The sequence below is a fragment of the Streptomyces sp. NPDC001770 genome, from assembly GCF_053596135.1.
Map to the genome: position 1 here is coordinate 296084 of NZ_JBSFFN010000001.1, position 22546 is coordinate 318629.

At 72.3% G+C, this 22546-nt stretch carries 23 protein-coding genes; 13 read left to right on the forward strand and 10 right to left on the reverse strand.

Annotated features, from left to right (window positions below; genetic code table 11):
* Positions 1-23 precede the first annotated feature (23 nt).
* On the forward strand, positions 24-698 hold the full coding sequence (locus ACWCSV_RS01285; protein WP_451137803.1) for a tetratricopeptide repeat protein: 675 nt from the start codon (positions 24-26) through the stop codon (positions 696-698).
* Here ACWCSV_RS01285 and ACWCSV_RS01290 read toward each other — a convergent pair.
* Positions 625-1830 carry a flavin-containing monooxygenase gene (locus ACWCSV_RS01290; protein ID WP_451137804.1) on the reverse strand — a complete coding sequence of 402 codons (1206 nt, stop codon included), beginning with the start codon at positions 1828-1830 and terminating at the stop codon, positions 625-627. The genes ACWCSV_RS01285 and ACWCSV_RS01290 overlap by 74 nt on opposite strands.
* Before the next feature lie 199 nt (positions 1831-2029).
* On the opposite strand from ACWCSV_RS01290, the gene ACWCSV_RS01295 reads away from it, so the two are divergent.
* Positions 2030-2587, forward strand: coding sequence for an ATP/GTP-binding protein (locus tag ACWCSV_RS01295; protein ID WP_451137805.1), 558 nt, complete (start codon positions 2030-2032; stop codon positions 2585-2587).
* Between the two features lie 78 nt (positions 2588-2665).
* Here ACWCSV_RS01295 and ACWCSV_RS01300 read toward each other — a convergent pair whose 3' ends face one another.
* Positions 2666-3088, reverse strand: a complete 423-nt coding sequence (locus tag ACWCSV_RS01300) for a hypothetical protein (protein ID WP_451137806.1) — start codon at positions 3086-3088, stop codon at positions 2666-2668.
* 77 nt (positions 3089-3165) lie between these two features.
* On the opposite strand from ACWCSV_RS01300, the gene ACWCSV_RS01305 reads away from it, so the two are divergent.
* Positions 3166-3987, forward strand: coding sequence for a helix-turn-helix domain-containing protein (locus ACWCSV_RS01305; protein ID WP_451137807.1), 822 nt, complete (start codon positions 3166-3168; stop codon positions 3985-3987).
* Positions 3984-4232, forward strand: coding sequence for a DUF397 domain-containing protein (locus tag ACWCSV_RS01310; protein WP_451137808.1), 249 nt, complete (start codon positions 3984-3986; stop codon positions 4230-4232). The genes ACWCSV_RS01305 and ACWCSV_RS01310 overlap by 4 nt, the downstream gene beginning before the upstream one ends.
* Before the next feature lie 37 nt (positions 4233-4269).
* On the opposite strand, the gene pspAB is transcribed toward ACWCSV_RS01310, so the two are convergent.
* Positions 4270-4854, reverse strand: coding sequence for a PspA-associated protein PspAB (pspAB, locus tag ACWCSV_RS01315; protein ID WP_451137809.1), 585 nt, complete (start codon positions 4852-4854; stop codon positions 4270-4272).
* A gap of 61 nt (positions 4855-4915) precedes the next feature.
* Entirely contained in the window at positions 4916-5827 is a 912-nt protein-coding gene (htpX, locus tag ACWCSV_RS01320) for a zinc metalloprotease HtpX (RefSeq protein WP_450774810.1), read from the reverse strand.
* 196 nt (positions 5828-6023) lie between these two features.
* Here htpX and ACWCSV_RS01325 point away from each other — a divergent pair, with 196 nt between their 5' ends.
* Positions 6024-6392 carry an FKBP-type peptidyl-prolyl cis-trans isomerase gene (locus ACWCSV_RS01325; RefSeq protein WP_451010573.1) on the forward strand — a complete coding sequence of 123 codons (369 nt, stop codon included), beginning with the start codon at positions 6024-6026 and terminating at the stop codon, positions 6390-6392.
* A gap of 158 nt (positions 6393-6550) precedes the next feature.
* Complete coding sequence (locus ACWCSV_RS01330; protein ID WP_451137810.1) at positions 6551-7336, forward strand: transglutaminase domain-containing protein; 786 nt, start codon at positions 6551-6553, stop codon at positions 7334-7336.
* 95 nt (positions 7337-7431) lie between these two features.
* Here the strand turns inward: ACWCSV_RS01330 and ACWCSV_RS01335 are convergent, their stop codons facing one another.
* Positions 7432-8547, reverse strand: a complete 1116-nt coding sequence (locus ACWCSV_RS01335; RefSeq protein ID WP_451137811.1) for a tyrosine-protein phosphatase — start codon at positions 8545-8547, stop codon at positions 7432-7434.
* Positions 8548-8750: 203 nt separating this feature from the next.
* On the opposite strand from ACWCSV_RS01335, the gene ACWCSV_RS01340 reads away from it, so the two are divergent.
* A complete protein-coding gene (locus ACWCSV_RS01340) occupies positions 8751-9218 on the forward strand; it encodes a hypothetical protein (protein WP_451137812.1) in 468 nt (155 codons plus the stop codon).
* A 71-nt stretch (positions 9219-9289) separates the two neighbouring features.
* Here ACWCSV_RS01340 and ACWCSV_RS01345 read toward each other — a convergent pair whose 3' ends face one another.
* Positions 9290-9976, reverse strand: coding sequence for a pyridoxine/pyridoxamine 5'-phosphate oxidase (locus ACWCSV_RS01345; RefSeq protein ID WP_451137813.1), 687 nt, complete (start codon positions 9974-9976; stop codon positions 9290-9292).
* Positions 9977-10157: 181 nt separating this feature from the next.
* Positions 10158-10808 carry a TetR family transcriptional regulator gene (locus ACWCSV_RS01350; protein ID WP_327176296.1) on the reverse strand — a complete coding sequence of 217 codons (651 nt, stop codon included), beginning with the start codon at positions 10806-10808 and terminating at the stop codon, positions 10158-10160.
* A 427-nt stretch (positions 10809-11235) separates the two neighbouring features.
* Here ACWCSV_RS01350 and ACWCSV_RS01355 point away from each other — a divergent pair, with 427 nt between their 5' ends.
* The 3 genes from ACWCSV_RS01355 to ACWCSV_RS01365 all read left to right on the forward strand — a co-directional run bounded on the left by ACWCSV_RS01355 (position 11236) and on the right by ACWCSV_RS01365 (position 13369).
* Positions 11236-12048 (forward strand): VOC family protein, encoded by an 813-nt coding sequence (locus tag ACWCSV_RS01355; protein WP_451137814.1) that lies wholly within the window; start codon positions 11236-11238, stop codon positions 12046-12048.
* Positions 12049-12201: 153 nt separating this feature from the next.
* Entirely contained in the window at positions 12202-12615 is a 414-nt protein-coding gene (locus ACWCSV_RS01360; protein WP_451137815.1) for a hypothetical protein, read from the forward strand.
* A 55-nt stretch (positions 12616-12670) separates the two neighbouring features.
* The gene (locus tag ACWCSV_RS01365) at positions 12671-13369 is read left to right on the forward strand and encodes a response regulator (RefSeq protein WP_451137816.1); all 699 of its coding nucleotides are present in this window, start codon (positions 12671-12673) and stop codon (positions 13367-13369) included.
* 240 nt (positions 13370-13609) lie between these two features.
* Here the strand turns inward: ACWCSV_RS01365 and ACWCSV_RS01370 are convergent, their stop codons facing one another.
* Complete coding sequence (locus ACWCSV_RS01370; RefSeq protein ID WP_451137817.1) at positions 13610-14884, reverse strand: sensor histidine kinase; 1275 nt, start codon at positions 14882-14884, stop codon at positions 13610-13612.
* 434 nt (positions 14885-15318) lie between these two features.
* Between ACWCSV_RS01370 and ACWCSV_RS01375 the strand changes: the two genes are divergently transcribed.
* Complete coding sequence (locus ACWCSV_RS01375) at positions 15319-17541, forward strand: MMPL family transporter (RefSeq protein ID WP_451137818.1); 2223 nt, start codon at positions 15319-15321, stop codon at positions 17539-17541.
* Between the two features lie 438 nt (positions 17542-17979).
* The gene (locus tag ACWCSV_RS01380) at positions 17980-20394 is read left to right on the forward strand and encodes an outer membrane protein assembly factor BamB family protein (protein WP_451137819.1); all 2415 of its coding nucleotides are present in this window, start codon (positions 17980-17982) and stop codon (positions 20392-20394) included.
* A gap of 61 nt (positions 20395-20455) precedes the next feature.
* Here the strand turns inward: ACWCSV_RS01380 and ACWCSV_RS01385 are convergent, their stop codons facing one another.
* Complete coding sequence (locus ACWCSV_RS01385; RefSeq protein ID WP_451137820.1) at positions 20456-21076, reverse strand: hypothetical protein; 621 nt, start codon at positions 21074-21076, stop codon at positions 20456-20458.
* Positions 21077-21473: 397 nt separating this feature from the next.
* Between ACWCSV_RS01385 and ACWCSV_RS01390 the strand changes: the two genes are divergently transcribed.
* Positions 21474-22043 (forward strand): hypothetical protein, encoded by a 570-nt coding sequence (locus ACWCSV_RS01390; RefSeq protein WP_451137821.1) that lies wholly within the window; start codon positions 21474-21476, stop codon positions 22041-22043.
* A gap of 202 nt (positions 22044-22245) precedes the next feature.
* On the opposite strand, the gene ACWCSV_RS01395 is transcribed toward ACWCSV_RS01390, so the two are convergent.
* Entirely contained in the window at positions 22246-22437 is a 192-nt protein-coding gene (locus ACWCSV_RS01395) for a hypothetical protein (RefSeq protein ID WP_451137822.1), read from the reverse strand.
* Positions 22438-22546 lie beyond the last annotated feature (109 nt).

Sequence of the window (22546 nt, forward strand, 5' to 3'; positions counted from 1 at the left end):
CCTCCCTGACGGCGAGGCACGGAGTGAGCGGGGCGACCTGGTGGCCGCTGCCCGGGGCCGGTGGCGGCGGTGGCGGCGGGGCTGCTGGTCTGGGTGACGGCGGCGGACCTGGAGCGGTCGAGCCAGATCGCGGGGGTGGTCGGTTCGGTGGTGGGCGTCGTCGCGCTGGGGGTGGCCTTCCGGCAGCTCCGCGCCGGTACGCCCACCGTGCCCGAACCCGCCCCCGAGCCCGTACGGGCGGCCGACGGCTCCGACGCGGCACGCGGCAGCGTCCGTTCCGCCTCGGCGCACGACACCGCGCCCGGCCCCGCCGCCGGAGGCGGTACGGAAGCCCCGGGCATCACCGCCACCTCGCGGGAGCCCTCGCCGAGGCCGGGCAGTACGAACGGGCCCGCACGCTCTACACGGGCGTGCTCGCGGACATGGCGCGGGTTCTCGGCAGCGAGCACCGCGACACCCCGTCGTCCCGTACCCAGGTGGCGATGGCGCTCATCCTGCCCATGCGCCCGGCCGAGGGGATCACCCAACTGGAGCGCACCCTCGCCGACTGCGAGCGTGTGCTCGGCGCGGACGCTCCCCAGACCGTACGGCTGAGGCAGGACCTGGCCCGCACCTTCGAAACCGTCAGCGGGGTGCTCTGCCGATCCGGTGAGCGATCTTCACCGCGTCCCGGGCCATCTCGCGGAACATTCCGCTGATCGGGTTGGAGAACCCGGTGAAGTACAGCCCCGGCGCGTCCTTCGGCGCCCTGGCGCCGTGCACCACCGGCCGGCCCCGCCCGTCCAGCACCCCGAGGTGCCCGACCAGCCCCTCCAGGGCCCGCCGGTACCCCGTCGCCGCGATCACCGCGTCCGGCGTCAGCCGTGTGCCGTCGGTCAGTACCACCTCCGCGCCCTCGAACGAGGCGATGGCCGCCACCGGCCGCACCCGCCCCGCCTTCACCGCGTCGATCAGCCCCACGTCCTGCACCGGGATCGCCCCGTCCTTCACCCGTGAGTACAGCCCGGTGGTGGGACGCGGCAGCCCCTGCGCCGAGAGGTCCGGCACAGCGGCCTTCGCCATCAGCGCGCCCGCCCGGTCGACCAGCCACACCGGCAGCCGCCGCACCAGGATGCCGGTCGCCTGCGCGGGCCACCCGGCCGTCGACCGCCGCACGATGTGCGGGACCGTACGCACCGCGATCCGCACCTCCGAGGCCCCGCCCTCCACCAGGTCCACCGCGATCTCCGCACCGGTGTTCCCGATCCCCGCGACGAGCACGCTCCGCCCCGCGTACGGTGCCGGGCTCCGGTACGTGGCCGCGTGCACCAGCTCCCCGGCCCACCCCTCCCGGCCGGGCCAATCGGGTATGTGGGGCGTGTGGTTGAAGCCCGTCGCGACGACCACCGCGCGCCCCGTCAGCACCCGCCCGCCGGTCGCCGAGAGCACCCACCCGGCCCCGTCCGGCGCCCGGTCGACACGGGAGACCTCGACGCCCGTGATCACTTCCAGCTCGTGGAACTCGGCGTACTTCTCCAGGTACCGCACCACGTCGTCCCGGGACACCCACCGCCCGAACTTCCGGGGCATGGCCAGCCCCGGCAGCGCCGACCAGCGGCGGGTGGTGTGCAGGTGCAGCCGGTCGTAGTGACCCCGCCAGGAGGCGCCGACCCGCGGCGCTTTCTCCAGTACGACGACCCGCATCCCCTCCGCGCGCAGCGCGGCCGCCGCCGCCAGACCGCCCGGCCCGCCCCCGATCACGTAGACGGGACGGTCCTCCGTACGGTCGATGGAGGCCGGTATCGCGGCGGGGCGAGCTGAACTGCCATCAGTGGGCGCGGTGTCGGACATGAGCGTCGAGCCTAATCGGGTGGTCCCCGAATGGGTCTCGGCGGAGACCGGAATCCGTTGCGAATTGATCACGGGACGCGGTCGGTTGAGTTCCCGTCAGCGCTGGCGCCCGGCGGGCGTTCGGAGCGGCGGTACGTTCGGATCAGGGCGGCGGCGGTTGCCATGGAGGCCGGAAGGCGTCGCGGAAGGAGTTCCGATCATGCGGCGGTACGTTCTCACCGGCACGCCGGGGGCGGGCAAGACATCGATCCTGCACTGCCTGGCCGAGCTCGGCCACGAGGTGGTCGAGGAGGCGGCGACCACGGTCATCGCACGGTCGCAGCTGCAGGGCGAGGACGAGCCCTGGACGCGGGCGTCCTTCATCGACGAGATCGTCGCCCTGCAGCGACAGCGACAGCGACAGCGCCAGTCGGAGGCGGTCACCCCCGGCGCGGTCCAGGTGTTCGACCGGTCGCCGGTCTGCACCCACGCGCTCGCCACCTACCTGGGGTGGCCGGTGTCCCGGGCGCTGGCCGCAGAGCTCGAACGCGTCACCTCCCAGGGCATCTACGAACGCCAGGTGTTCTTCGTCCGCAATCTGGGCTTCTGCGAGCCGACCCCCGCCCGTCGGATCAGCTTTCACGAGTCGCTGGAATTCGAGAAGATCCACGAACAGAGCTATCGCGCGTTCGGCTACGAACTCATCGACATCCCCGCCGACGACCTGTCCCGCCGCGTTCAGGCGGTCGACTCGGTCATCTCCCGGACCGCTTCGTGAACCTCGCCGCAGCGCCCGGACGGCGAGCGGGCCGCCATGGGGCATCAGCCCTTGCCCGCCCCCGGCTTCCCCCGGCGCTCACTCGGTCAACTCCTCCGACTCCTCCCACGCCAACTGTGCCCGCACCAGCCCGTGCAGCAGCTCCGGGTCCACGTACTCGTCCTCCTCCGGGGCGCCGCACCGCCAGCTCAGCGGGTACGTGTTGCCCTCGGCACCCGGGATGCCGACCCAGTGGTCCCGGGCGGCCGGCCCGTAACAGGTGGCTCCCGGCGGCCAGTCGAACTCCTTGCTGGATCCAGGAGGGATCAGGAAGTACGTCCACCGCGCCCCCGCGACCTCCCGCACCACCGGACCGGGCTCACCCGCAGTGAGCGTGATCAGGTGGTGGACGACCGCCTCGCCTCGTACGCCCTTCAACCGAATCGCGTCGAAGTGAATTCCGGACAGGCGGAGTTGATGTCCGGCCACGGGGACCCATTCGGGGAGATTCTTGCTCGTCATGCCTACGAGAATCCCGCCGGTTGCCTAGCGTGACCAGTACGACACGGTCCACATCGGGTGATGTGGGGAGGAAGGCGGTGGCTGTGGGAACGAGTGGTGAGCCCTCGGGAGTACGGCGGCTCGTGGGCGACCTGATCCGGATTCATCGGACGCGCGCCGGACTCACGCAGAAGGAGTCGGCGGACCGGCTGCTGATCTCCGAATCGCTGATGGGAGCGTACGAACGCGCGGAACGCATCCCGTCGTTGGAGTTCCTGCACGACTCCGACCGGGTGTTCGACGCGGGCGGGGCGCTGAAGGCGTGCGTCGCGCTGGTGGACGAGGAGAAGTACTCGCCCCGCTTCTTGAACTGGGCGAGGTTGCAGAGAGACGCGCGTGTGATCAGCGGTTACGAGACGATGCTGATTCCGGGGCTCCTGCAGACGGAGGCGTACGCGTACGCCGTCTACCGGTCCCGCACACCCGCGTACACCGAGGACGAGATCGTTCGGCACGTCGAGGCGCGACTCGAACGACAGGCAGTGCTGGCCAGGGACAACTCTCCCCGCGTCGGCTTCGTCATCGAGGAGTCGATCCTGGAGAAGGCCCTCGGCGGACCGGCGGTGCTGAAGGAGCAGCTGCTCCATCTTCTCGACTGCATCGAGCGGTTGAACCATCTGACCGTGCAGGTCGTTCCCTCCGACCAGCACACCCACGCAGGACTGATGGGGCCGATGCAGTTGATGAACACGGCGGAGGGCCGCAGTCTGGTGTATGTGGAGGCGCAGGGCGGGGATAGGTTGATCTCCAAACCCGAGCAGGTAAGCGACCTGTTCGACCTCTTCGGCATGCTGCGGGCCCAGGCGCTCAACCCCTGGGAGTCCGCCGAGCTCATCGAGAAGAAGGCGGGGCAGTTGTGAGCACCGGTTCCGGACTGGCGTGGTTCAAGTCCAGCTACAGCGGCAACGAGGGGGATGCCTGCATCGAGGTCGCGTACGACTGGCGCAAGTCCAGCTACAGCGGCAATGAAGGCGGCGAGTGCGTCGAGGTGGCCGCCTGTCCCCAGGCCATCCACGTCCGGGACTCCAAGGTGACCGACGGCCCGACCTTCGCCGTGGCCCCCGACGCCTGGACCGCGTTCCTCGCGGGGACCGCCGGCGCCTGATCCGTACCGCTCGCTCCCGTACGCGGGTGCGTATGGTTCACAGGCCCGGCGCGCCCCACACCGGGAACCACCGGGCCAGCTCCTTCTCCACCCGCAGGTCGTCCCCGAGCGTGGCGCGGACCTGGAGCTCAAGGCCGTTGTCCCGTTTCTCCGCGCCACCGGGAGCCGGGGCGAACGGGTAGAAGGTGCCGCGCTTGTACAGGTACACCAGCGCCAGCGAGCGGCCCTCCGGGTCGCGGAAGCCGATCAGCGAGCAGAGCAGGTGCGGGCCGAAGCCGCCGTCCTGGAGCAGGGTGTTCACCGCGTGCAGGTCGTTGACCAGCGCGGCGGGGTCCTCCGGCGGCTGCTGGGCGAGCAGCCAGGTGTAGCCGTACGCGTCCTGGCTGAACTCCACCGGAACCCCGCCCCGGTCCGTGTCGGCGTCCAGCAGCTCCCGTACGTCGTCCTGGAGCCGGGCGAAGTTCGCGCCCTCCACCCCCGCGAAGCAGACCGAGCCCAGCCCTGACGGGGTGAAGCCGGTGGCGGCCTGGAGGGTCAGCGCGGCGGACGGTACGGCGAAGAGCTGGTCCAGATCAGGGCGGACCGGCTTGCTCCGACCGAGGATCGCGTCGAACAGACCCACGTGAGGCTCCTCCAGGATTACCGGGACTACTGGACTACCGGGACTACCGGGACTACCCGGCTTACGGGCGGGACAGGTCGGCGGAGATGCGGGCCAGCTGGTCGAGACGCTGTTCCAGCGTCGGGTGCGAGGAGATCAGCCGGCTGAAGCTCTCCTTCGAGGAGAAGGCGGGGACGAAGTAGAAGGCGTTGTACGGCTCAGCCTTCCGCAGGTCCTCGGTGGGTATGCGCGCCATCTGCCCGCTGACCTTCGTCAGCGCGGAGGCGAGTGCCGAGGGGCGGCCGGTGAGCAGGGCGGCGGTGCGGTCGGCGGAGAGCTCGCGGTAGCGGGAGAGCAGCCGGGTGAGCAGGAAGCTGAGCGCGTAGACGACCGCGCTGATCAGCGGGATCAGCATGATGATGATGCCCGCCGGGTCGTTGCCCCGACTGTTGCGGGCGAAGCCGCCCCACAGGGCCACCCGGGTGATGATCCCCGCCAGCACGCCCAGGAACGACGCGATGGTCATGACCGCCACGTCGCGGTGGGCGACGTGCGACATCTCGTGCGCGAGGACACCCTCCAGCTCCTCTGGCTCCAGTCTCCGCAGCAGTCCGGTGGTCGCGCAGACCAGGGCCGACTTCTCGTTCCGGCCCGTTGCGAACGCGTTCGGTACATCACTCTGCGCGATGGCCACGCGAGGTTTCTTCATGTCCGCCAGCGCGCAGATCCGGTCGATCGCCCCGTGCAGCTCCGGCGCCTCCTCGGGGGTGACCTCGCGGGCCCCCATCCCGAACGCGGCGATCCTGTCGCTGAACCAGAACTGCACGACGAACAGTCCGCCCGTGATGATCAGGATCACCGCCCACGAGCCGGGCAGCACGGCCAGCAGCACCCCGACCAGGACCACGTACAGCAGCCCGATGAAGAACATGGTCGACACCATGCGTGTGGTCAGCCCCCGGTCGGGGGCGTAACGGGAACGGGCTCTGGCCATCGGTGCCTCCCATGCCACACATGCCTTCTCTGACTCCATGGTGCTCCTGTCCGGCGGAAAGCGGACCGGACTCCGCCAGGGGGAGGGGATGCCGGTTCCCGATCCCTGGATAGCGTGATCACGACGTACGGAGACTTCCGGCGGGACGGAAGAGACTTCCGGCGGGACGGAAGCGGACAGGAAAGAGAAAGCTGCGATGGAGAAGCCCGAGATCGACCCCCCGGCGGGCGATCCGCCCACCGAACTGCGGATCAGGGACATCGTCGTCGGCGACGGCAAGGAGGCGAAGCGCGGCCAGGTGGTCCGGGTCCACTACGTGGGAGTCACCTTCGCGACGGGCAAGGAGTTCGACTCCTCCTGGGAGCGGGACGAGCCGTTCAAGTTCGCCATCGGTGGCGGCCGGGCCATCAAGGGCTGGGACCGGGGCATCGTGGGGATGAAGGTCGGCGGCCGGCGCGAACTCGTCATCCCTCCGCGCCTCGCCTACGGCAAGCAGTCGCCCTCCTCGCTGATCCCGCCGGGCTCGACGCTCGTCTTCGTCGTGGACCTGGTCCAGGTGTCCTGACCCGGGTGTCGGCGCTGCGGCACTCCGTACGTGTCGCGGGCGCCCGGTTCTCCGGGCCCCGCACCCCGGTCCTCCGTACTTGAATTCCGGCCCCCTCCGCACTTGAACGCGTTCAAGAAAACTGGGACGCTGGTCGCAGCCGATGGAGGGGGCCGATCGTGGTGAGCACTCTGCTGACACCGTGCCGAACGGGCCGACGAGCCGTGCCCGGCGAGTCCGGGGCGGGCGGAGGGGCGGGGCCGACGCGGATTCTCGACCACGAGCACCCGCGCGTCCGGGCCGCCGTGCGGAGCATCGGCACCGCGGACCGTGAGGGGGGCGGGCCCGAGGCGACGGTGGCGGCACTCCGCCGCGCCCACCGGTGGATCTCCGAGGAGGTGCGCCCCGTCTACTCGGTGGAGGAGGCGCGGCCGGTGTCCCGGGTCCTGCGCCTCGGCCGGGGTTCGTGCAGCCAGCGGATGGCCGTACTGGAAGCGGTCGCGAGGGCTTGGGGCACTCCCACCCGGGTGCGCGGACTGGTGGTGGACGGCACGTTCTGGTACCCGCGCTTTCCCCGGCTGCGTCGCATCGTCCCCGACCAAGTGATCCTGGCGTGGCCGGAGTTCCGTATCGACGGACTGCCGGACGGCGCCGCCGCACGCTGGCTGACCGTGTCCGAACTCTTCGCCGGTGCCGTCGCTCCGCAGGGCCCGCGTGGCGGAGGCTTCACGAACGAGGGCCCCGAGACGCTCTTCGAGGCCCTGTCCCGGACGGCGGTCGACTGGGACGGCCCCTCGGTCTGCCCCGCGTCCGACGCCTCGTGCGATCTCTCGGCGTACCTGCTCGCGGACCTCGGGCACGTCGGCTCCCGGGACGAACTCTTCGCCCGGCACGGGCAGACCCTGTGCGGCACGGCGAGGCTCCTGGCCGAACCCGTCCTGGGACGGCGGGCGGCGGGAGTCTGACCCCGCGCGCGCCGCCCGACCGCCGGCCCGGGCCCGGCACGCAGGGGCGCCCCTCTCCGCCGGGAGGGGCGCCCCTGACCGGAGTCCTTCCGGGCTCAGCCGACGAGCAGCGAGGCCTTCAGCTCCTTGATCTCCTTCGAGGAGAGGCCGAGGCCCTTCTTCTCGTAGTTGGCGAACGAGCCGAACGTGGCCTCGACCTCGTCGAAGCCGGAGTTCAGGTACTCGGCGCGGACGTCCAGCATCGGCTTGTACGCGGCGGCCATGTCGGCCGGCATCGCGGCCAGCGCGGCGGCGTTCGCCTCGGCGCGGTAGGTGTTGCTGGCCAGGTAGTCCTGCATGACCGTGGCCTTCGGCACGCCGAGCGCGGTCAGCAGGGCGGCGTTCGCCCAGCCCGTGCGGTCCTTGCCGGCCGAGCAGTGGAAGAGCACCGCGTGCTGGTCGTCGTCGGCCAGACCGGCGAAGACCTGCTGGTAAGCGGCCTTGCCGGTGGCCGAGCTGACCATCGCCTTCTCGCCGTCGACCATGTACTGGGCGGACTTCTCGGCCGAGGAGAGGTCGATCGCCGAGGTCACGTCGCCACCGATGACGTCGGCGATCACGTACTTCGCGCCGGCCGGCACGGTGTCCGGGGCGGAGGTGCGCTCACCGGCGGTGCGCAGGTCGAAGTCGACCTTGATGCCGAGCCGGTTCAGCTTGGCGACATCGGCGGCGGTGAGGGTGTTCAGGGCGCCCGAGCGGTAGACCTCGCCCATCTTGACCCACTGGCCCGTGCTGGTGCGGTAGCCGCCCGCGTCACGGAAGTTGACCGCGCCCTGGAGTGCGATCTCCCGGTCCGCGAGGTGGAGCGACCCGCCCTTCGACGGGACGAAGTCGAACCACTGGCGGTCGGCGGCCGGCAGGTTCTTGACGGTGACCGTGGCGTGGCTGCCGCCCTGGGCGACCACCTTGCCGTTCGCCTTGACGACCACGCCGCGGACCCCGGGGGCGGTCCAGCTCAGGGTGTACGAACCGTTGTCGTTCGCCGTCACGGTCGCGGCGGTGAACGGTATCCGCTGCTGGTGCTGCTGCTCGCGCTCGTGCGAGGCGGACGGCTTGCCCCGGTGGGCGGAGGCGTGGTGGGGGGCGGCCGAAGCGGCCGAGGCGCCGGCCCCGACGAGCAGGGCGGCGGCGGCGACGGCCGCGGAGACCTTGGCGCGGTTCATGGTGTTCATGGAGGTGAGCCTGCTTTTGCCGGACGAGCAAGGGGGAAACCCTGGATGAACTGCTGCCAAAGCGGAGCTGCACCTCTGGTCCGGTGTGCTGCGGGGGGTCCGGAGGCCCGGAACGCAGGGTTCCGGCATCGTGCGGACCGGGCGTGGCCGGGAACCCCCGCTTCCCCTGTCGCGGGTGGCGCAGCGCCGCTACCGTCGCCCGTATGACGCGGAGAGGACGCAGGCCACCCGTACCTCCGGACCCGAACCGCACCGAGAACCTCGCGCTGCTCGACTACCTCCGCGCACGGGCCGCGCGGCCCAGCGGTCCGCACGACATGGCACTCGACGGGTGGCAGCTGCACACTCACCCTGATCTCCAGGAACGCTTCGTCGTCCTCGCGTCGGGCCATCCGGTGGGGTCCGCCTACGGCGTGCCGGTCCTCTCGGTCGGAGGTGTGGCCGCGGCGCTCGCGTACGGCACGAGCATCCTGCTGGTCCGGGTCGCCGCTCCCCCCGAGAACCTCGCATCGGGAGGCAGCCTTCCGCCGCTCACCGACGGCGAGTGGTTCTCCGTCGATGCCTGGCAGGCCGACATCCCTCAGGCCGGCGGAACCGCCCGTCTCGGCGCTCTGGTGCGGGAGGCGGCTCGCCATGCCCGGGGCCAGCCCTTGGATCCACCCGGTCGGTAGGGGCGGCTGCCGGGGCCGCCCTCCGGCCGGGTGAGGGCGACTGCCGGGGCCGCCCTCCGCCGCCGGGGCCGTCACGGCCAGAGCAGCTCCCGCACCCACCCCGCTCCCCGGCGGCGGTAGCGCAGCCGTACATGGCGGCGGCGGGGGTCGCCCTGGAAGAACTCGACCTCCTGCGGCCGGACGACGTACCGCCGCCAGCTCGCCACCTCGGCCTCGGGTTCGTCCCGCGCCCGCCGCCACGCGGCATCGGAGGCGCGGGCCAGTTCCGCGAGGTCGTCCAGGACCTCGCTCTGCCGGCCGACCAGACCGGAGGCGAGCGCCCCGGTGGAGCGGGCGTGCAGATCGGCCCGGCTCTCCTCGGCGGACCCGAGGGCGACGGGGCCGCGTACCCGTACCGTCCGGCCCTGCACCGGCCAGTAGAAGGTGAGCGCCGCGTGCGGGTGGGCGGCGAGCTGGCGGCCCTTGGCGCTGGTGGCGTGGGTCGCGAAGCGCCAGCCGCGCTCGTCCGCGTCGTGCAGCATCAGCGTCCGCACGTCCGGGTGGCCGTACGCGTCGACGGTGGCCAGCGCCATGGTGTGCGGCTCGGGCTGCCCGGCGGCGACGGCCTCGGCGAACCAGGCGTGGAAGAGGGGGACGGGCGCCTCGGGGGCGGTCGCCGGATCGAATCCCGGCAGCTCGGTGTCCCACACGCGCTGGGCGTGCAGCAGGCGGAGGAAGGCCGTGTGTGCGTCGGTGCGGGACGCGTCGTCGTCGCTCATGGCGCCATTGCAGCAGGCCGCGGCGGGGGAGGGGGCTCGGGGCGCTGGACGCGGCATGTCCCGGGTACACCGACGGCGGGCCACATCGCGTGTGTGGCCCGCCGTCGGCGAGACAGGATGCCGGGCGTCCGGGGCAGGCCGTGCGCCGCCCGGTGAAGGGGGGTGGATCCGTCGCGGGCGCCTACTTCGTGGGCTTCTTGCCGGTCACACCGAGGTGCACCAACAGGGCGAGGTTCGGGCGGAGTTCGCCGACCTTGACACCCGTGCCCGTGGTCAGGGCCTTCTGGTGCGAGGCGACGGCGGCCAGCATGGCGACGAGTGATCCCGCCACCGCGGCGGGGTTGACGTCCTTGTCGACCTTGCCCTTGCCCTGGAGCTCCTTCACCGCGTCCGTCAGGGAGTTGGTGAACGAACTGAGGATCTTCACACGGATCTTGTTGAACCGCTTGTCGCCCTCGGCCGAACCGAGGTCGATCACGCGGAGAATCGCGTCGTTGCGTCGCCAGAAGTCGAGGAATCCGTCGACGAGTTCCTCGGCCGCCTGCCAGCCGGCCTTACCGACCCACGAGCGCCCGGAGGCCAGTTCGTTCAGCCCGGTGCCCTCCTTGGCCAGTTCGTCGGCGACTTCGAGGACAGCGCCTTCCACGTCCGGGAAGTACTGGTAGAAAGTCGCGGGTGAAGTCCCCGCCTTCCGTGCGACGTCGATGACTTTGACGTCCCGGTACGGCGAGGAGCTGAGCATCTCGCTGAGGCAATCGAGCAGCTTCTGCCGCGTCGCCTGACCGCGTCGACCGGCCACGCGGCCGTCGACGGTGCGTACTTGTCCTGTCATGCCGTCAGCTTACCGACGGGTGAACGGAGCGCGATTCGGCCGAGTGCAAATGGGGAATTACCCAGCGCGCAGAGGGTGGCGGGTGGTATTTCGGCCATCTTTTTCATGCGATCCGGAGAGGCCGCTGGATGCTTCTGTTGCCTTTGCGGCGCGTGCGTTCACAAGAGGTCCCGGGGGCGGGGAGATGCGCGAGAAAGTGTTATCAACAGCCTGTGGACAACTTCGGTGGACAACTTTCGCTCTGCGGTACGGCGAATCCGCCGAGCGCGCACGGAGCCGGACGGGACCGCCACGTCCCGTCGCGCCCCCGTCCCCTCTCGCGGGGGAGCGCGGGCGCCGTTACGTTGACCAGGACAGGTGTCACGCACACGTGGCGCGCCCGGCCGCGCGGGAGGACCGCGCTCCCGGCGAGGGAAGGACCCGGCCCATGGCGGCATTCGCGCACTCCGTGCCCTGCTGGGTGGAGGTGCACCTCTCCGACCTCGAAGCGGGCAAGCGCTTCTACGGCGGGCTCTTCGGCTGGAGCTTCCACGCCGGGGACGGCATGCCCTTCGCCGACGCCTACAGCGACGGGCGGCTCGTCGCCGCGCTCGCCGCCAAGACGGACGGCCGGATGCCCACCACCTGGGGCGTCCACTTCGCCACCGACGACATCCGGGCCACCGTCTCCGCGATCCGCGCGGAGGGCGGCCAGATCATCACCGACCCCGTCCGCGCGGGCCGCGCCGGGATCCTGGCGCAGGCCGTCGACCCGGACGGCGCCGCCTTCTGGCTGTGGCAGGCGGAGGAGCGGCCGGGCTTCCAGAAGCAGAACGAACCCGGTTCGTACTGCTGGACCGAGCTCTACACCCGGCGCCCCGACCGGGTGGACCCCTTCTACGCCGCCGTCTTCGGCTTCCGGAGCACCGACCTGGACGCCTCCGCCGACGGGGACCCCGGGACGGCCGGGAGCGGCATCGACTTCCGCATGTGGTCCCCGCCCGGCGCCACCCCCGGCCCCGACACCGCGATCGGCGGCCGGAGCGTCATCACGGACGACTTCCCCGAGATGATGCCCAGCCACTTCCTGACGTACTTCGCCGTCGCCGACTGCGACCGCACCGCCGAACGGGTGACGGAGCTGGGCGGCCGCGTCACCGCCGTGCCGTTCGACATCCCGTACGGGCGGATGGCGGCGTTCCAGGACGACCAGAGCGCCGCGTTCGCCGTGCTCCAGCCGGCGGAGCTGATGCTGCCGTAGACCGGAGGGCCGTGGAGCGGAGGCCGTCGACCGGGGGATGGGCGGCGGCCTGTGGGCGGGATACCGGTCGAAGACGCCCCGTGGTCCCGCGAATTCGCGCCACGGTGGCCGCAACACCCGTCTCCCGTAAGGGATTCCGCCCACAATGACGCGATGGGAAACCTCGCCCTCCGGGCCGTACTCGTCTGCGTCGGATGCGCCGTGCTGCTGACCGGCTGCACCGCCGGCTCCGGTCCGGCACGGGAGGACAGCGCCGGGACACGCGGGCCCGTCGCGACCACCACCGTCGCACCCGGCGCCGCCACGCAACTCGCGGAGCGGTACCGCGAGGCCGGAGGGGTGCCGGACGTGTACGGCATCGGGCGCGGCTCCGACGGAGACGGAGTACCGCTGCTGACCGTGTGGACGCACGACCCGGACGAGGACGACCGGCCGTTCCAGGAACTCAAGGAGTCGGTCACCCGCTATCTGGCGGAGCACGAGGGGCTTTCGCTGGAGAAGGGCTACCTGATGGACGTCTTCGGGCCGGACGGTTCCCTGCGGCACCGCCTCGACGCCCGCGCCTGACGTCGCGTCGCCGACCGCCCGTCGGCCCCCCACCGCCCCGTGATAGGACGGGCCCGTGTCCGGTACGAAGATCGACGTGGTGATAGCCGACGACCAGGAGCTGGTCCGGGCCGGGTTCCGCATGATCCTGGAGGCGCAGCCGGGCATCGAGGTGGTCGGCGAGGCGGCCGACGGCGTCGAGTGCGTGGAGCTGGCCCGCAGGCTGCGGCCGAGGGTGGTGCTGGCCGACATCCGGATGCCGCGCCTGGACGGCCTCGAGGTGACCCGGCTGCTGGCCGGGCCCGGTGTCGCCGACCCGATCAACGTCGTGGTGATCACCACCTTCGACCAGGACGACTACGTGCGCGGCGCACTGCGCAACGGCGCCTGCGGGTTCCTGCTGAAGGACGCCACCCCGGCCCTGCTGGTGGAGGCCGTGCACGCGGCGGCCCGCGGCGACGCTCTGGTGTCCCCGGCGGTGACGGTACGGCTGCTGCGGCGCCTGGAGCGCGCGGAACAGGGCGCGGCGCCGTCGGAGCCCTCGGTACCCGGCGGGGGCCCGGAGCCGCACGGACTGCTCAGCACCCGGGAGCGGGACATCGTGCGGCTGGTCGCGGTGGGCCGTACCAACCAGGAGATCTGCGACGAGCTGTTCCTGTCGCTGTCGACGGTCAAGACCTACCTGGGCCGCATCCAGGCCAAGCTGGACGCCCGCAACCGGGTCGAGGTCGCCGCATGGGCCTGGGAGCACCGGGTGGTCCGGCCGCGCGGATGAGCGGCACGCACGGCCCGGCGCCGGGGAGGACACGCGGGAGGGCGGCCGGTCGGGACCCGGAAGCGGGGCGGGAGGGACGCGGTTGCCGTTCCGCACGTGCGCAGGCCGGCGCCCGTCAGGTGCGGAGGCCGGTGCCCGCCGGACCCGCGGGAGCGGACCAGACCCGCACGCGGGGCTCCGTCCGCTCCCAGGGAGTCGCGCAAGTGCGGCACGTGTGCACCAGAACCGCCCGGACAGTCTTCAAACCGCCCACGGGGAGCCGCCGCACACGGCGCCGGCCGTGGGCGCGGGGGGCGGGGACTGGAGCCGGAAGCGGGCCCGTACCTCCCACCCGCCGTCGCGCAGCGGGCCGGTCCGCAGGGTTCCGTCCAGGGCCTCCACGCGCTCGCGCAGCCCGATGAGGCCGAAGCCGCTCTGCCCCCCGAAGCCGTTGTGGTTCGCGGACGGTGAGGCGCCGTTGGTGACCGTGACCCAGAGCCACGCCCGGTCCGCGTCGAGGCGTACGGCGGCCTGGGCGCCGGGGGCGTGGCGGCGGACGTTGGTGAGGGCCTCCTGCGCGACCCGGTACGCGGAGATCTCCACCTCCGGCGTGAGATGCGCGGTGCGCGCCGCGGCGGTCGCCTCCAGCCGGGCGGCGGCGGCCGGGGCGCCGGCCGCGGCGGGCGCGGAGTGGGCGGCCGTCAGCTCGGAGAGCTCGCTCAGCAGGTCGCCCGGACGCTGCGGGACGTGGTTGTCCTCGCGCAGTACCCGTACCAGCCGGCGCATCGATTCGAGGGTCTCCGTACCGGCCTGGGCTATGTTCCGCAGGATCGGCTCGACCTTCTCCGGCGCTGTGGCGTGGATGGCCGTCGCCGCGTGCGCCTGGACGATGATGCCGGTCATGTGGTGGGCGATCAGATCGTGCAGGTCGCGGGCGAGCGCCAGCCGTTCGGCCTGCCGGACGTCGGAGATGTTCCGGCGGCGCCGGGCCTCCAGGGCGCGGATGGCGCAGCCGAGGGTGATGGTGATGGCGAGCGCCACCGTCAGGACGTAACCGCCGGGCACGATCACCGACCACAGGCAGGTCCGTACGGGCAGCGCCAGCACCGCGAGGCTCAGGGCCGCCGCGGCGGCGGCCGCCCTCCGCGCGCTCGCGGTCTGCGCGAGGGTACGGATCACCAGGGTGAGCAGGCCCGCGCACTCCAGCATGCCGACGGACGACCCCTTCGGCGGCGCGGTCAGGCAGACGACCGTCAGCGCCAGCGACATCACCACGACGCACCAGACGCGGGGCAGCAGCGGCGAGGCGAAGCGCGTCGCGGCGCCGGGGAACCGGGTGAGCCGGGGCTCGGCGACGGCGAGCATCGTGAGCGGCCCGGTGACCAGAACGGACAGCCAGTTGGTCGCGAGGGAGAACGCGTCGGGCGCGGAACCCAGCAGCGCGAGGTCCGCCACCCAGGTCAGCGCGAACGCGAGCAGGCCGAACACGGCGATGAGCCGATTGACGGCCGGAGTAAACGGAAGATGCCAGTCCACGCGCACCAGCGTAAGGAGCCGCCCGGCGGGCGGTGTCGGCCGAATGACCGACAGACCGGACACCGAACGGTACCTGCGGCCGACACGTCCCGACCTCCGCACGCGACACCATGGTGATCACCGGCGGCCGTGCCCTCCCCCGAGTACGGCCGACGGCGGTCGTACCGTCGCACGCGGCGACGGTGCCGGGGGTACTGCCGCCCGTGGGGACGGGGGCCGGTACCGCCGTGGTTCCCGGCGTCCCCGCGCGGCACGGGAACCACGGATCCCCCGGCGTCACGGTTTTCCCGCACCAAGGCTCCTCAACGTCGAGGCCGTCCCGACTTCCAGGCCGTTCTGAACCTCCAGACCGTTCAGACCGTTCAGTCCCTGACTCTTCTCCGTGCGCACGCACCACGCGCACGCACGCACCACTTACGGAGTCCTCCACTCTCATGGCTACCTTCCTGCACAGGATCGGCCGCTTCGCCTTCCGGCGGCGCTGGCTGGTCGTCCTCCTGTGGGCCGTCGTCCTCGGAGCCGTCGGTTCCGTCGCCGCCGGCACCACGAACACGGGGTCCTCCGGGCTGTCGCTGCCCGGCACGGAGTCGCAGCGCGCCTTCGACCTCCTCGCCGAGAAGTTCCCGGCCGCCAACGCCGAGGGCGCGAGCGCCCGGGTCGTCGTGCGCGCCCCGGAAGGGCAGCGGATCGACGCCGCCGGCAACCGGGCCGCCACGGAGAAGGTCCTGACCGGTCTGAAGGGCTCCTCCTCCCGCATCGCGCAGGTCAGCGACCCCTTCGCCGCCAAGACGGTCAGCGCCGACGGCCGCACCGCCTACGCGCAGGTCACCTACACCGTCGGGGCGGCCGACCTGGCCGACGCCGACCACACCGGCATCGACAAGGCGCTGGACGCCGGCCGTGACGAGGGCCTGACGGTGGAGGCGTCCGGCGACGCCCTCGCCGAACCCGAGCAGGGAATGACCGCCGAGGCGATCGGCTTCCTGCTCGCCGCCCTCGTCCTCGTCCTCACCTTCGGGTCCCTGGTCGCAGCGGGCTTCCCGCTGCTCACCGCCCTGGTGGGGGTGGGCGTGAGCACCTCCGTGATCACCGCGGTCAGCGCCACCTTCGAGCTCGACAGCAGCACCTCCTCGCTGGCCTCGATGCTCGGCATCGCCGTCGGCATCGACTACGCGCTCTTCATCGTGTCCCGGTACCGGGCCGAACGCGCCGACGGCTACGACGCGCGGGAGGCCGCCGCACGCGCCAACGGAACGGCCGGTTCAGCCGTCGTCTTCGCGGGCGTGACCGTGATCATCGCCCTCGCCGGCCTCGCCGTCGTCAACCTGCCGCTGCTCACCGCCATGGGCCTCGCCGCCGCCGGTGCCGTCGTCATCGCCGTGCTGGTCGCGATCACCCTCGTGCCCGCCCTGCTGAGCTTCGGCAGCGAGCGGGTCCTCGGCCGGGCGCGCAACCGCACCACCGCCCCGGCTGCCGCCCGGGCCGCCAAGGTCACGGTCGGCCGTCGCTGGATAGCCCTGGTGATGCGCCGGCCCGCCGCGGTCCTGGTCCTCGCCGTCGTCGCCCTCGGCACCCTCGCGCTGCCCGCCACCGACCTCAAGCTCGGACTGCCGGACGACGGTTCCAAGGCCCCCTCCTCCACCCAGCGCAAGGCGTACGACCTGCTCTCCGAGTCGTTCGGCCCCGGCTTCAACGGGCCCCTGATCGTCACCGTCGACGACCGCACCCCGGCCACCGCGTCCGAAGCCGCCGCCTCCCTCGGCAAGGACATCGCCGCACTGCCCGACGTGAAGGGCGTGTCGCCCGCCGCCTTCAACAAGGCCGGCGACACCGCGATCATCACCGTCGTCCCCGGCAGCGGACCGACCACCGACGCCACCAAGGACCTCGTCGCGAGCATCCGCTCGCTGGCCGGGAAGTCCCAGGCCGACAACGGCGCCCGCGCCATGGTCACCGGCACCACCGCGCTCAACATCGACGTCTCGGACAAGTTCAGCGCGGCCATCGCGCCCTACCTCGTCCTCGTCGTCGGACTCGCCTTCCTCGTCCTGATCCTGGTGTTCCGTTCGATCCTGGTGCCGGTCAAGGCCGCGCTCGGCTTCCTGCTCTCCGTGCTGGCCTCGCTCGGCTCGCTCGTCACGGTCTTCCAGTGGGGCTGGCTGAAGGACCTCGTCGGCCTGGAGCAGACCGGTCCGATCATGAGCCTGATGCCGATCCTGCTGGTCGGCATCGTCTTCGGACTCGCCATGGACTACCAGGTGTTCCTGGTGACCCGGATGCGCGAGGCGTACGTCCACGGCGCCGACCCCCGTACGGCGATCGAGACCGGCTTCCACCACAGCGCGAAGGTCGTCACGGCCGCGGCCCTCATCATGATCTCGGTGTTCGCCGGCTTCATCGGCTCGCACGAGGCCATCATCAAGGCCCTCGGCTTCGCCCTCGCGGTCGCCGTCGCCCTGGACGCCTTCGTCGTCCGCATGACGATCGTGCCCGCCGTCCTCACCCTCCTCGGCAAGCACGCCTGGACGCTGCCGCGTTGGATCGACCGCATCCTGCCCGAGGTCGACATCGAGGGCGAGAAGCTGGCCCGCCGCGACCCGGCAGCCGGGGAGGCCCCGGCACCGGACGCCGTACCGGAGTTCAGCGGCCGGTACTGACGGGTCGGCGGGCCGGTACTGACGGGTCGGTCGCCCGGCACTGACGGGGGATTACGCGAGCGCCGGCCCCCGTTCCGCGCGGACAGGGGGCGTGCACGGTGGGTCCGTGCACGCCCCGCTCGCGTCCAGGACGCGCCGGACCCGTACAACACCGGCTTGCTCCGGCGCACTTCGTCCCCGCCCGCGCGCCGCGCACTCCTGTCCTTCGCCCGTACGGCGGTTGTGCGGGCCCGCACCCATAGCAGCGAGCCCCGCCCCTCTGCCACCGACGGGGCTGATGACACCCCGATTCGCCCCCGGGTTCGCAACTGGGGGCCGCGCCAGGAAGAATCGGGGTGCGCACCGCCAGGTGGTGCCCGGTGGTGAGACGCTGCACGGGGCGGGAAATCGCGGGCCGGGGTCGTGGGACCAGGGCCCGTACGGGGAGGTGGCAGGCAAGTGGAACAGCTGACGCAGCACGACCCGAGACGGATCGGCCCGTTCGAGGTGCTGGGACGGCTCGGAGCCGGCGGCATGGGGCTCGTCTATCTCGCACGCTCGGCGTCGGGCAGACGGGTGGCGATCAAGACCGTCCGCACCGAGCTCGCCGAGGACCAGCTCTTCCGCGTCCGGTTCACCCGCGAGGTCGAAGCCGCCCGCGCGGTGAGCGGGTTCTACACCGCCGCCGTGGTGGACGCCGACCCGCGCGCCGCCGTGCCGTGGCTGGCCACCGCGTACGTACCGGCCCCCTCGCTCGAAGAGATAGTGAACGAGTGCGGGCCCATGCCCACCCAGGCAGTCCGCTGGCTGGCCGCCGGTATCGCCGAGGCCCTCCAGTCCATCCACGGTGCCGGGCTCGTCCACCGCGACCTGAAGCCGTCCAACGTGCTCGTCGTGGAGGACGGCCCCCGGGTCATCGACTTCGGCATCGCGTCCGGAGTGTCCAACACCCGGCTGACCATGACGAACGTCGCCGTGGGCACCCCCGCCTACATGTCGCCCGAGCAGGCCCGCGACTCGCGCAGCGTCACCGGCGCGAGCGACGTCTTCTCGCTCGGCTCGACCCTCGTCTTCGCGGCCACCGGCCACGCGCCCTTCCACGGCGCCAACCCGGTGGAGACCGTGTTCATGCTGCTGCGCGAAGGCCCGGACACCGAGGGGCTGCCGGACGACCTCCGCCCGCTGATCGAGTCCTGCATGCAGATGGACCCGACCCGCCGCCCCAGCCCCGCCGACCTCCAGGCGCAGCTCGCCCCGCACCTGTTCGCCTCGGGCAGCGACGACAGCGGCACCGCGTCGGCCTGGCTGCCCGGCCGGGCCACCGCGATGATCGAACAGCGGCGCGGCGGCGGACGCACCATGGCACCCGCCCCCGTGCAGGCGGTGGCCCCGCCGCCACCCCCGCGCCCGCCGGCCGGCGACTGGGACACCAACCGGCTGCCCGAGACCGCCCCGATGCCCCCGCGGCCCGCCCGGCCCGCACTGCCCGTGGGCCCCGGCCCCTCGGCACCGGCAGCGCCCTCGACGGACGGCGGGCCCGTCCACCTGATCGGCGCGAAGGTCGCGATCGGACCCGGTCCGCGCGCCGCCGAGATCCGGGGCGCCGCCGCCGCGCACCCGGCGGCCGCCACCGGGTGGGTCCGCCCGCCCGCCGGGCTCGCCGGCGCGCTCCCGGCCCCGGTCACCGCGCCCGTACCGGCGCCGGCCACCGCCCCCGAGGCGGCGCCCGCCGCACCGGACCGCTGGCGCCCCTGGCGTTTCCGCATGTCCAACGACGTCTGGGGTACCCCGGTCGTCGCGGGCGGCCTCCTCTACGTCACGTCCTTCGAGATCCACGCGCTCGACATCGGCAACGGCCGGCGCCAGTTCAAGACCCGTGACGTGGCCTGGGCGATGGCCGTCGACGGCGGGACGATCCACGCCTCCGACGGCCCCTCCCTCTACGCGCTGGACGCCATGAGCGGCACCGAACGGTGGAGGCGGCGGACCGACGCCTGGGTCTACTCCCTCAAGGCCGACCGGGGCACCCTGCTGACCGGGACCCGGGGCGGCGGCGTCCAGGCGTGGGACGCCGGCGGCGGCGAACAGCTGTGGGAGATCTCCGGCGCCCAGACCGACTTCGAGACGGCGGAGGCCGGCCCGGCGCTCCACGACGGGATCGCGTACGTCTGGCAGGACGCCCGGCTGCGCGCCCTCGACGCCCGTACCGGCTCCGAGCGCTGGTCGTACCCCGTCGGCGACGCGGCCTCCTGCGGCGGTGTCCCGGTCCGGGTGACCCCGGCGCCGGACGGCAACGTCTACGTCGCGGCGGGCACCCGGGTGCTGGCCGTGGAGAGCGCCTCGGGCCATGTGCGCTGGCACTTCGAGGCGCCCGCCGTCTTCCTCTCGCCGCCCGCGTTCGCGCCCGGCCCGGCGGTGACCGGGGGAGGCGTGTACCTCGCGGACTACCTCGGCACGGTCTACGCGCTCGACGCGGCGAACGGCAAGGACCGCTGGCGCATCGCCACGGAGGCCCGCCACTCCATCGAACCCGTGCTGGTCACCGGCGGGAACGTACACGTCGGCAGCGGCAGCGCGCTCTACACCCTCGACGCGGTCACCGGCACCCCGAAGTGGCGGTTCGCGGCCGGCGGCGACGTGGTCGGCAGCCCCGTCGTCGCGGACGGGCGGGTGCACTTCGGCTCCGCCGACCACGTCCTCTACACCCTGGACGCGGCGGGCGGCACCCTGCGCTGGAAGCTCGCCACCGGCGGCGAGATCACCGGCTCCCCGGTCGCCCGAGCCGGGGTCGTCTACGCCTGCAGCAAGGACCGGTGCGTCTACGCGCTGGACGCGCTGAAGGGCACGGGCACGGGGAACAACCGGGCGCGGTAGCGGCTGTCCCCTTCCGGCAGGCTCCCGGCGCGCGTCGCGTGCCTGCCGTGTGTCGCCTGCGTCAGGGGCCGTCGTGCCGACGCGGGTCCTCCGGACCGGTGTACGGGTCCGGTTCCGGCTCGGGATACGGGCTCGTCTGCGTGGACGGGCCCGGCTCCTGCGTGGGCGGCCAGGTGTCCGGGTGCTCGTAACCGGGGGTGGGGTACGGCGCGGTGCGCGCGTCGTAGTCCGGGGCACCACCCGTACCCGCGTCCCGTCCGCGCCCGCGCCGGCGGCGGCCCGACATCACCAGGGACCCGATCAGCAGCAGAAGGCCGCCGCCCAGGGCGAGCGCCACCCCCCACTGGAGCCCGGAACCGTCCGGGTCCACCGTCAGACTCCCCGTCGCCTGGCCCTGGCGGACCATCCACAGCACGGTGAAACCGAGCGCCACCACCCCGGCGAGCGCCACCACGAGCCGCGAGCGGAGCACGACCCCGGCCACGGCCAGTACCGCCACCACCAGGAAGGGCAGGAACAAGGAGACCATCACCGCCGACGAGGTGGTGGTGATCCCCTCGAAAAGGTCCCGCACACGGTAATCGTGCCCGGGGCGGCCGTCGTACCAGTCACGGAAGGGGCTCAGGACGACGGCCGCCGCTCCTGCGAGAGCGACCACGGAGCCGAGGACGTTGCGGATCATCGTCAGCCTCCTGCGCCATGTGCGCGTACGTACCGACGGCGTACGCGCGGACACCTGCGCGACGCTCTCGCGCTCGACGCTACGCCCGACCCTCCGCCTCCGCGACTTCGAAGCGGCCCGGCGCCCCCTGGCCCCGCCACCCCGCCGTACACCCGTCCTGTGCGGTCGTACGCCCGTCTCGTGCGCCTCTTCCGGTCCGTCCCGTCCCGTGCGCCACTTTCGGCAGGCCTCGCCGACGGTTTTCGGCCCCACCAGGCACACCATGACCAATCCGTGACAGGGTCATGACGTAGCGCGGGGCCTTCGCCCCGATGCTGGTCCGGAAACGAACGTCGGGAGAAGGCGCCGGGAGAAGGCGTCGCGGAGAAGAAGACGAGACACGAGGGGGGCTGCGTCCATGATGCGGCAACAGATCAAACTGGCGGCGGTCCTGGCGGTGGTGGTGCTCTCACTCACCGGGTTCTCCAAGTCCAGTCACGGACACGGCCACAGCGGGTCGAGCCACGGCTCCGGCGGCGGTTGCTCCAGCTCCAGGTCGTCCAACGGCGGCTACCACAGCACCAGCGACAACGATGACGACTACGACTACGACGGCTCGGGTTCGGGCTCCGGATCGAGTTCCGGTCACAGCACGCCCACGAACGATCCGACCACCGGGTACACCTCGTCGGCCGGCTCCGACCCGGCCGTGCGCGTGGTCAAGTGCGCCCAGCCGGCCAAGGGTTCACGCAAGGCGGTGACGTCCTCGCAGGTCGAACTCACCCCGACCGGCTACGGCACCTCCAAGGTCCGGATCACCGTGACGTTCTTCGACTCCGCGGGCAACCTGCTCGACACGGCCCACAAGAAGGTCGAACTCGACGCCACCGACGGAATGGAATCGAAGACGTTCACGGTGCCCATGGCGTCCCCGGCCAAGGTGGACGAGGTGTACCGCTGCGACGCCACGGCGGTCCTCGCCCGCTGACGTCCGGAACGGACAACGCCGAGAGGCCCGCCGCGACCTGGTCGCGACGGGCCTCTCCCGTTCCCGTACACCGGGATGCCGCTCCCGCTCCGGCTCCGGACGCACGACGGCCGCGGTGGCTCCCCCTCCGCGCCACCGCGGCCGTTCCCCCGTGTCCCGCGGCTCCCCCGAGCCCCGGTCCCCCGTAGCGAAAAAAAGTCTGTCAGGTGACGGGCTCCGACGTGGCGTGCATGTCGTCGGTCGTCGCCGTACCGCCCGTGGCTTGCGCGGTCAGCAGCTTCGAGGTCCCCGTGGCGTGCATGTCCAGCGTGGTCAGTTCCTCGGCCGCGACCTCGGTGCCGGTGGCGTGCATGTCCTGAGTCGTGAGCTTGGAGTCCTTCTTGGCGTCCGCCATGTTCCGCTCCCCTGCGATTCTTCGTATCGGGTGCGCGAGGCCCGTGCGGCAGTTCCCCCGAAAACCGACTGCCGTACGAGCCTCGCCAAGAGCCGCTCACGTTAGTGCC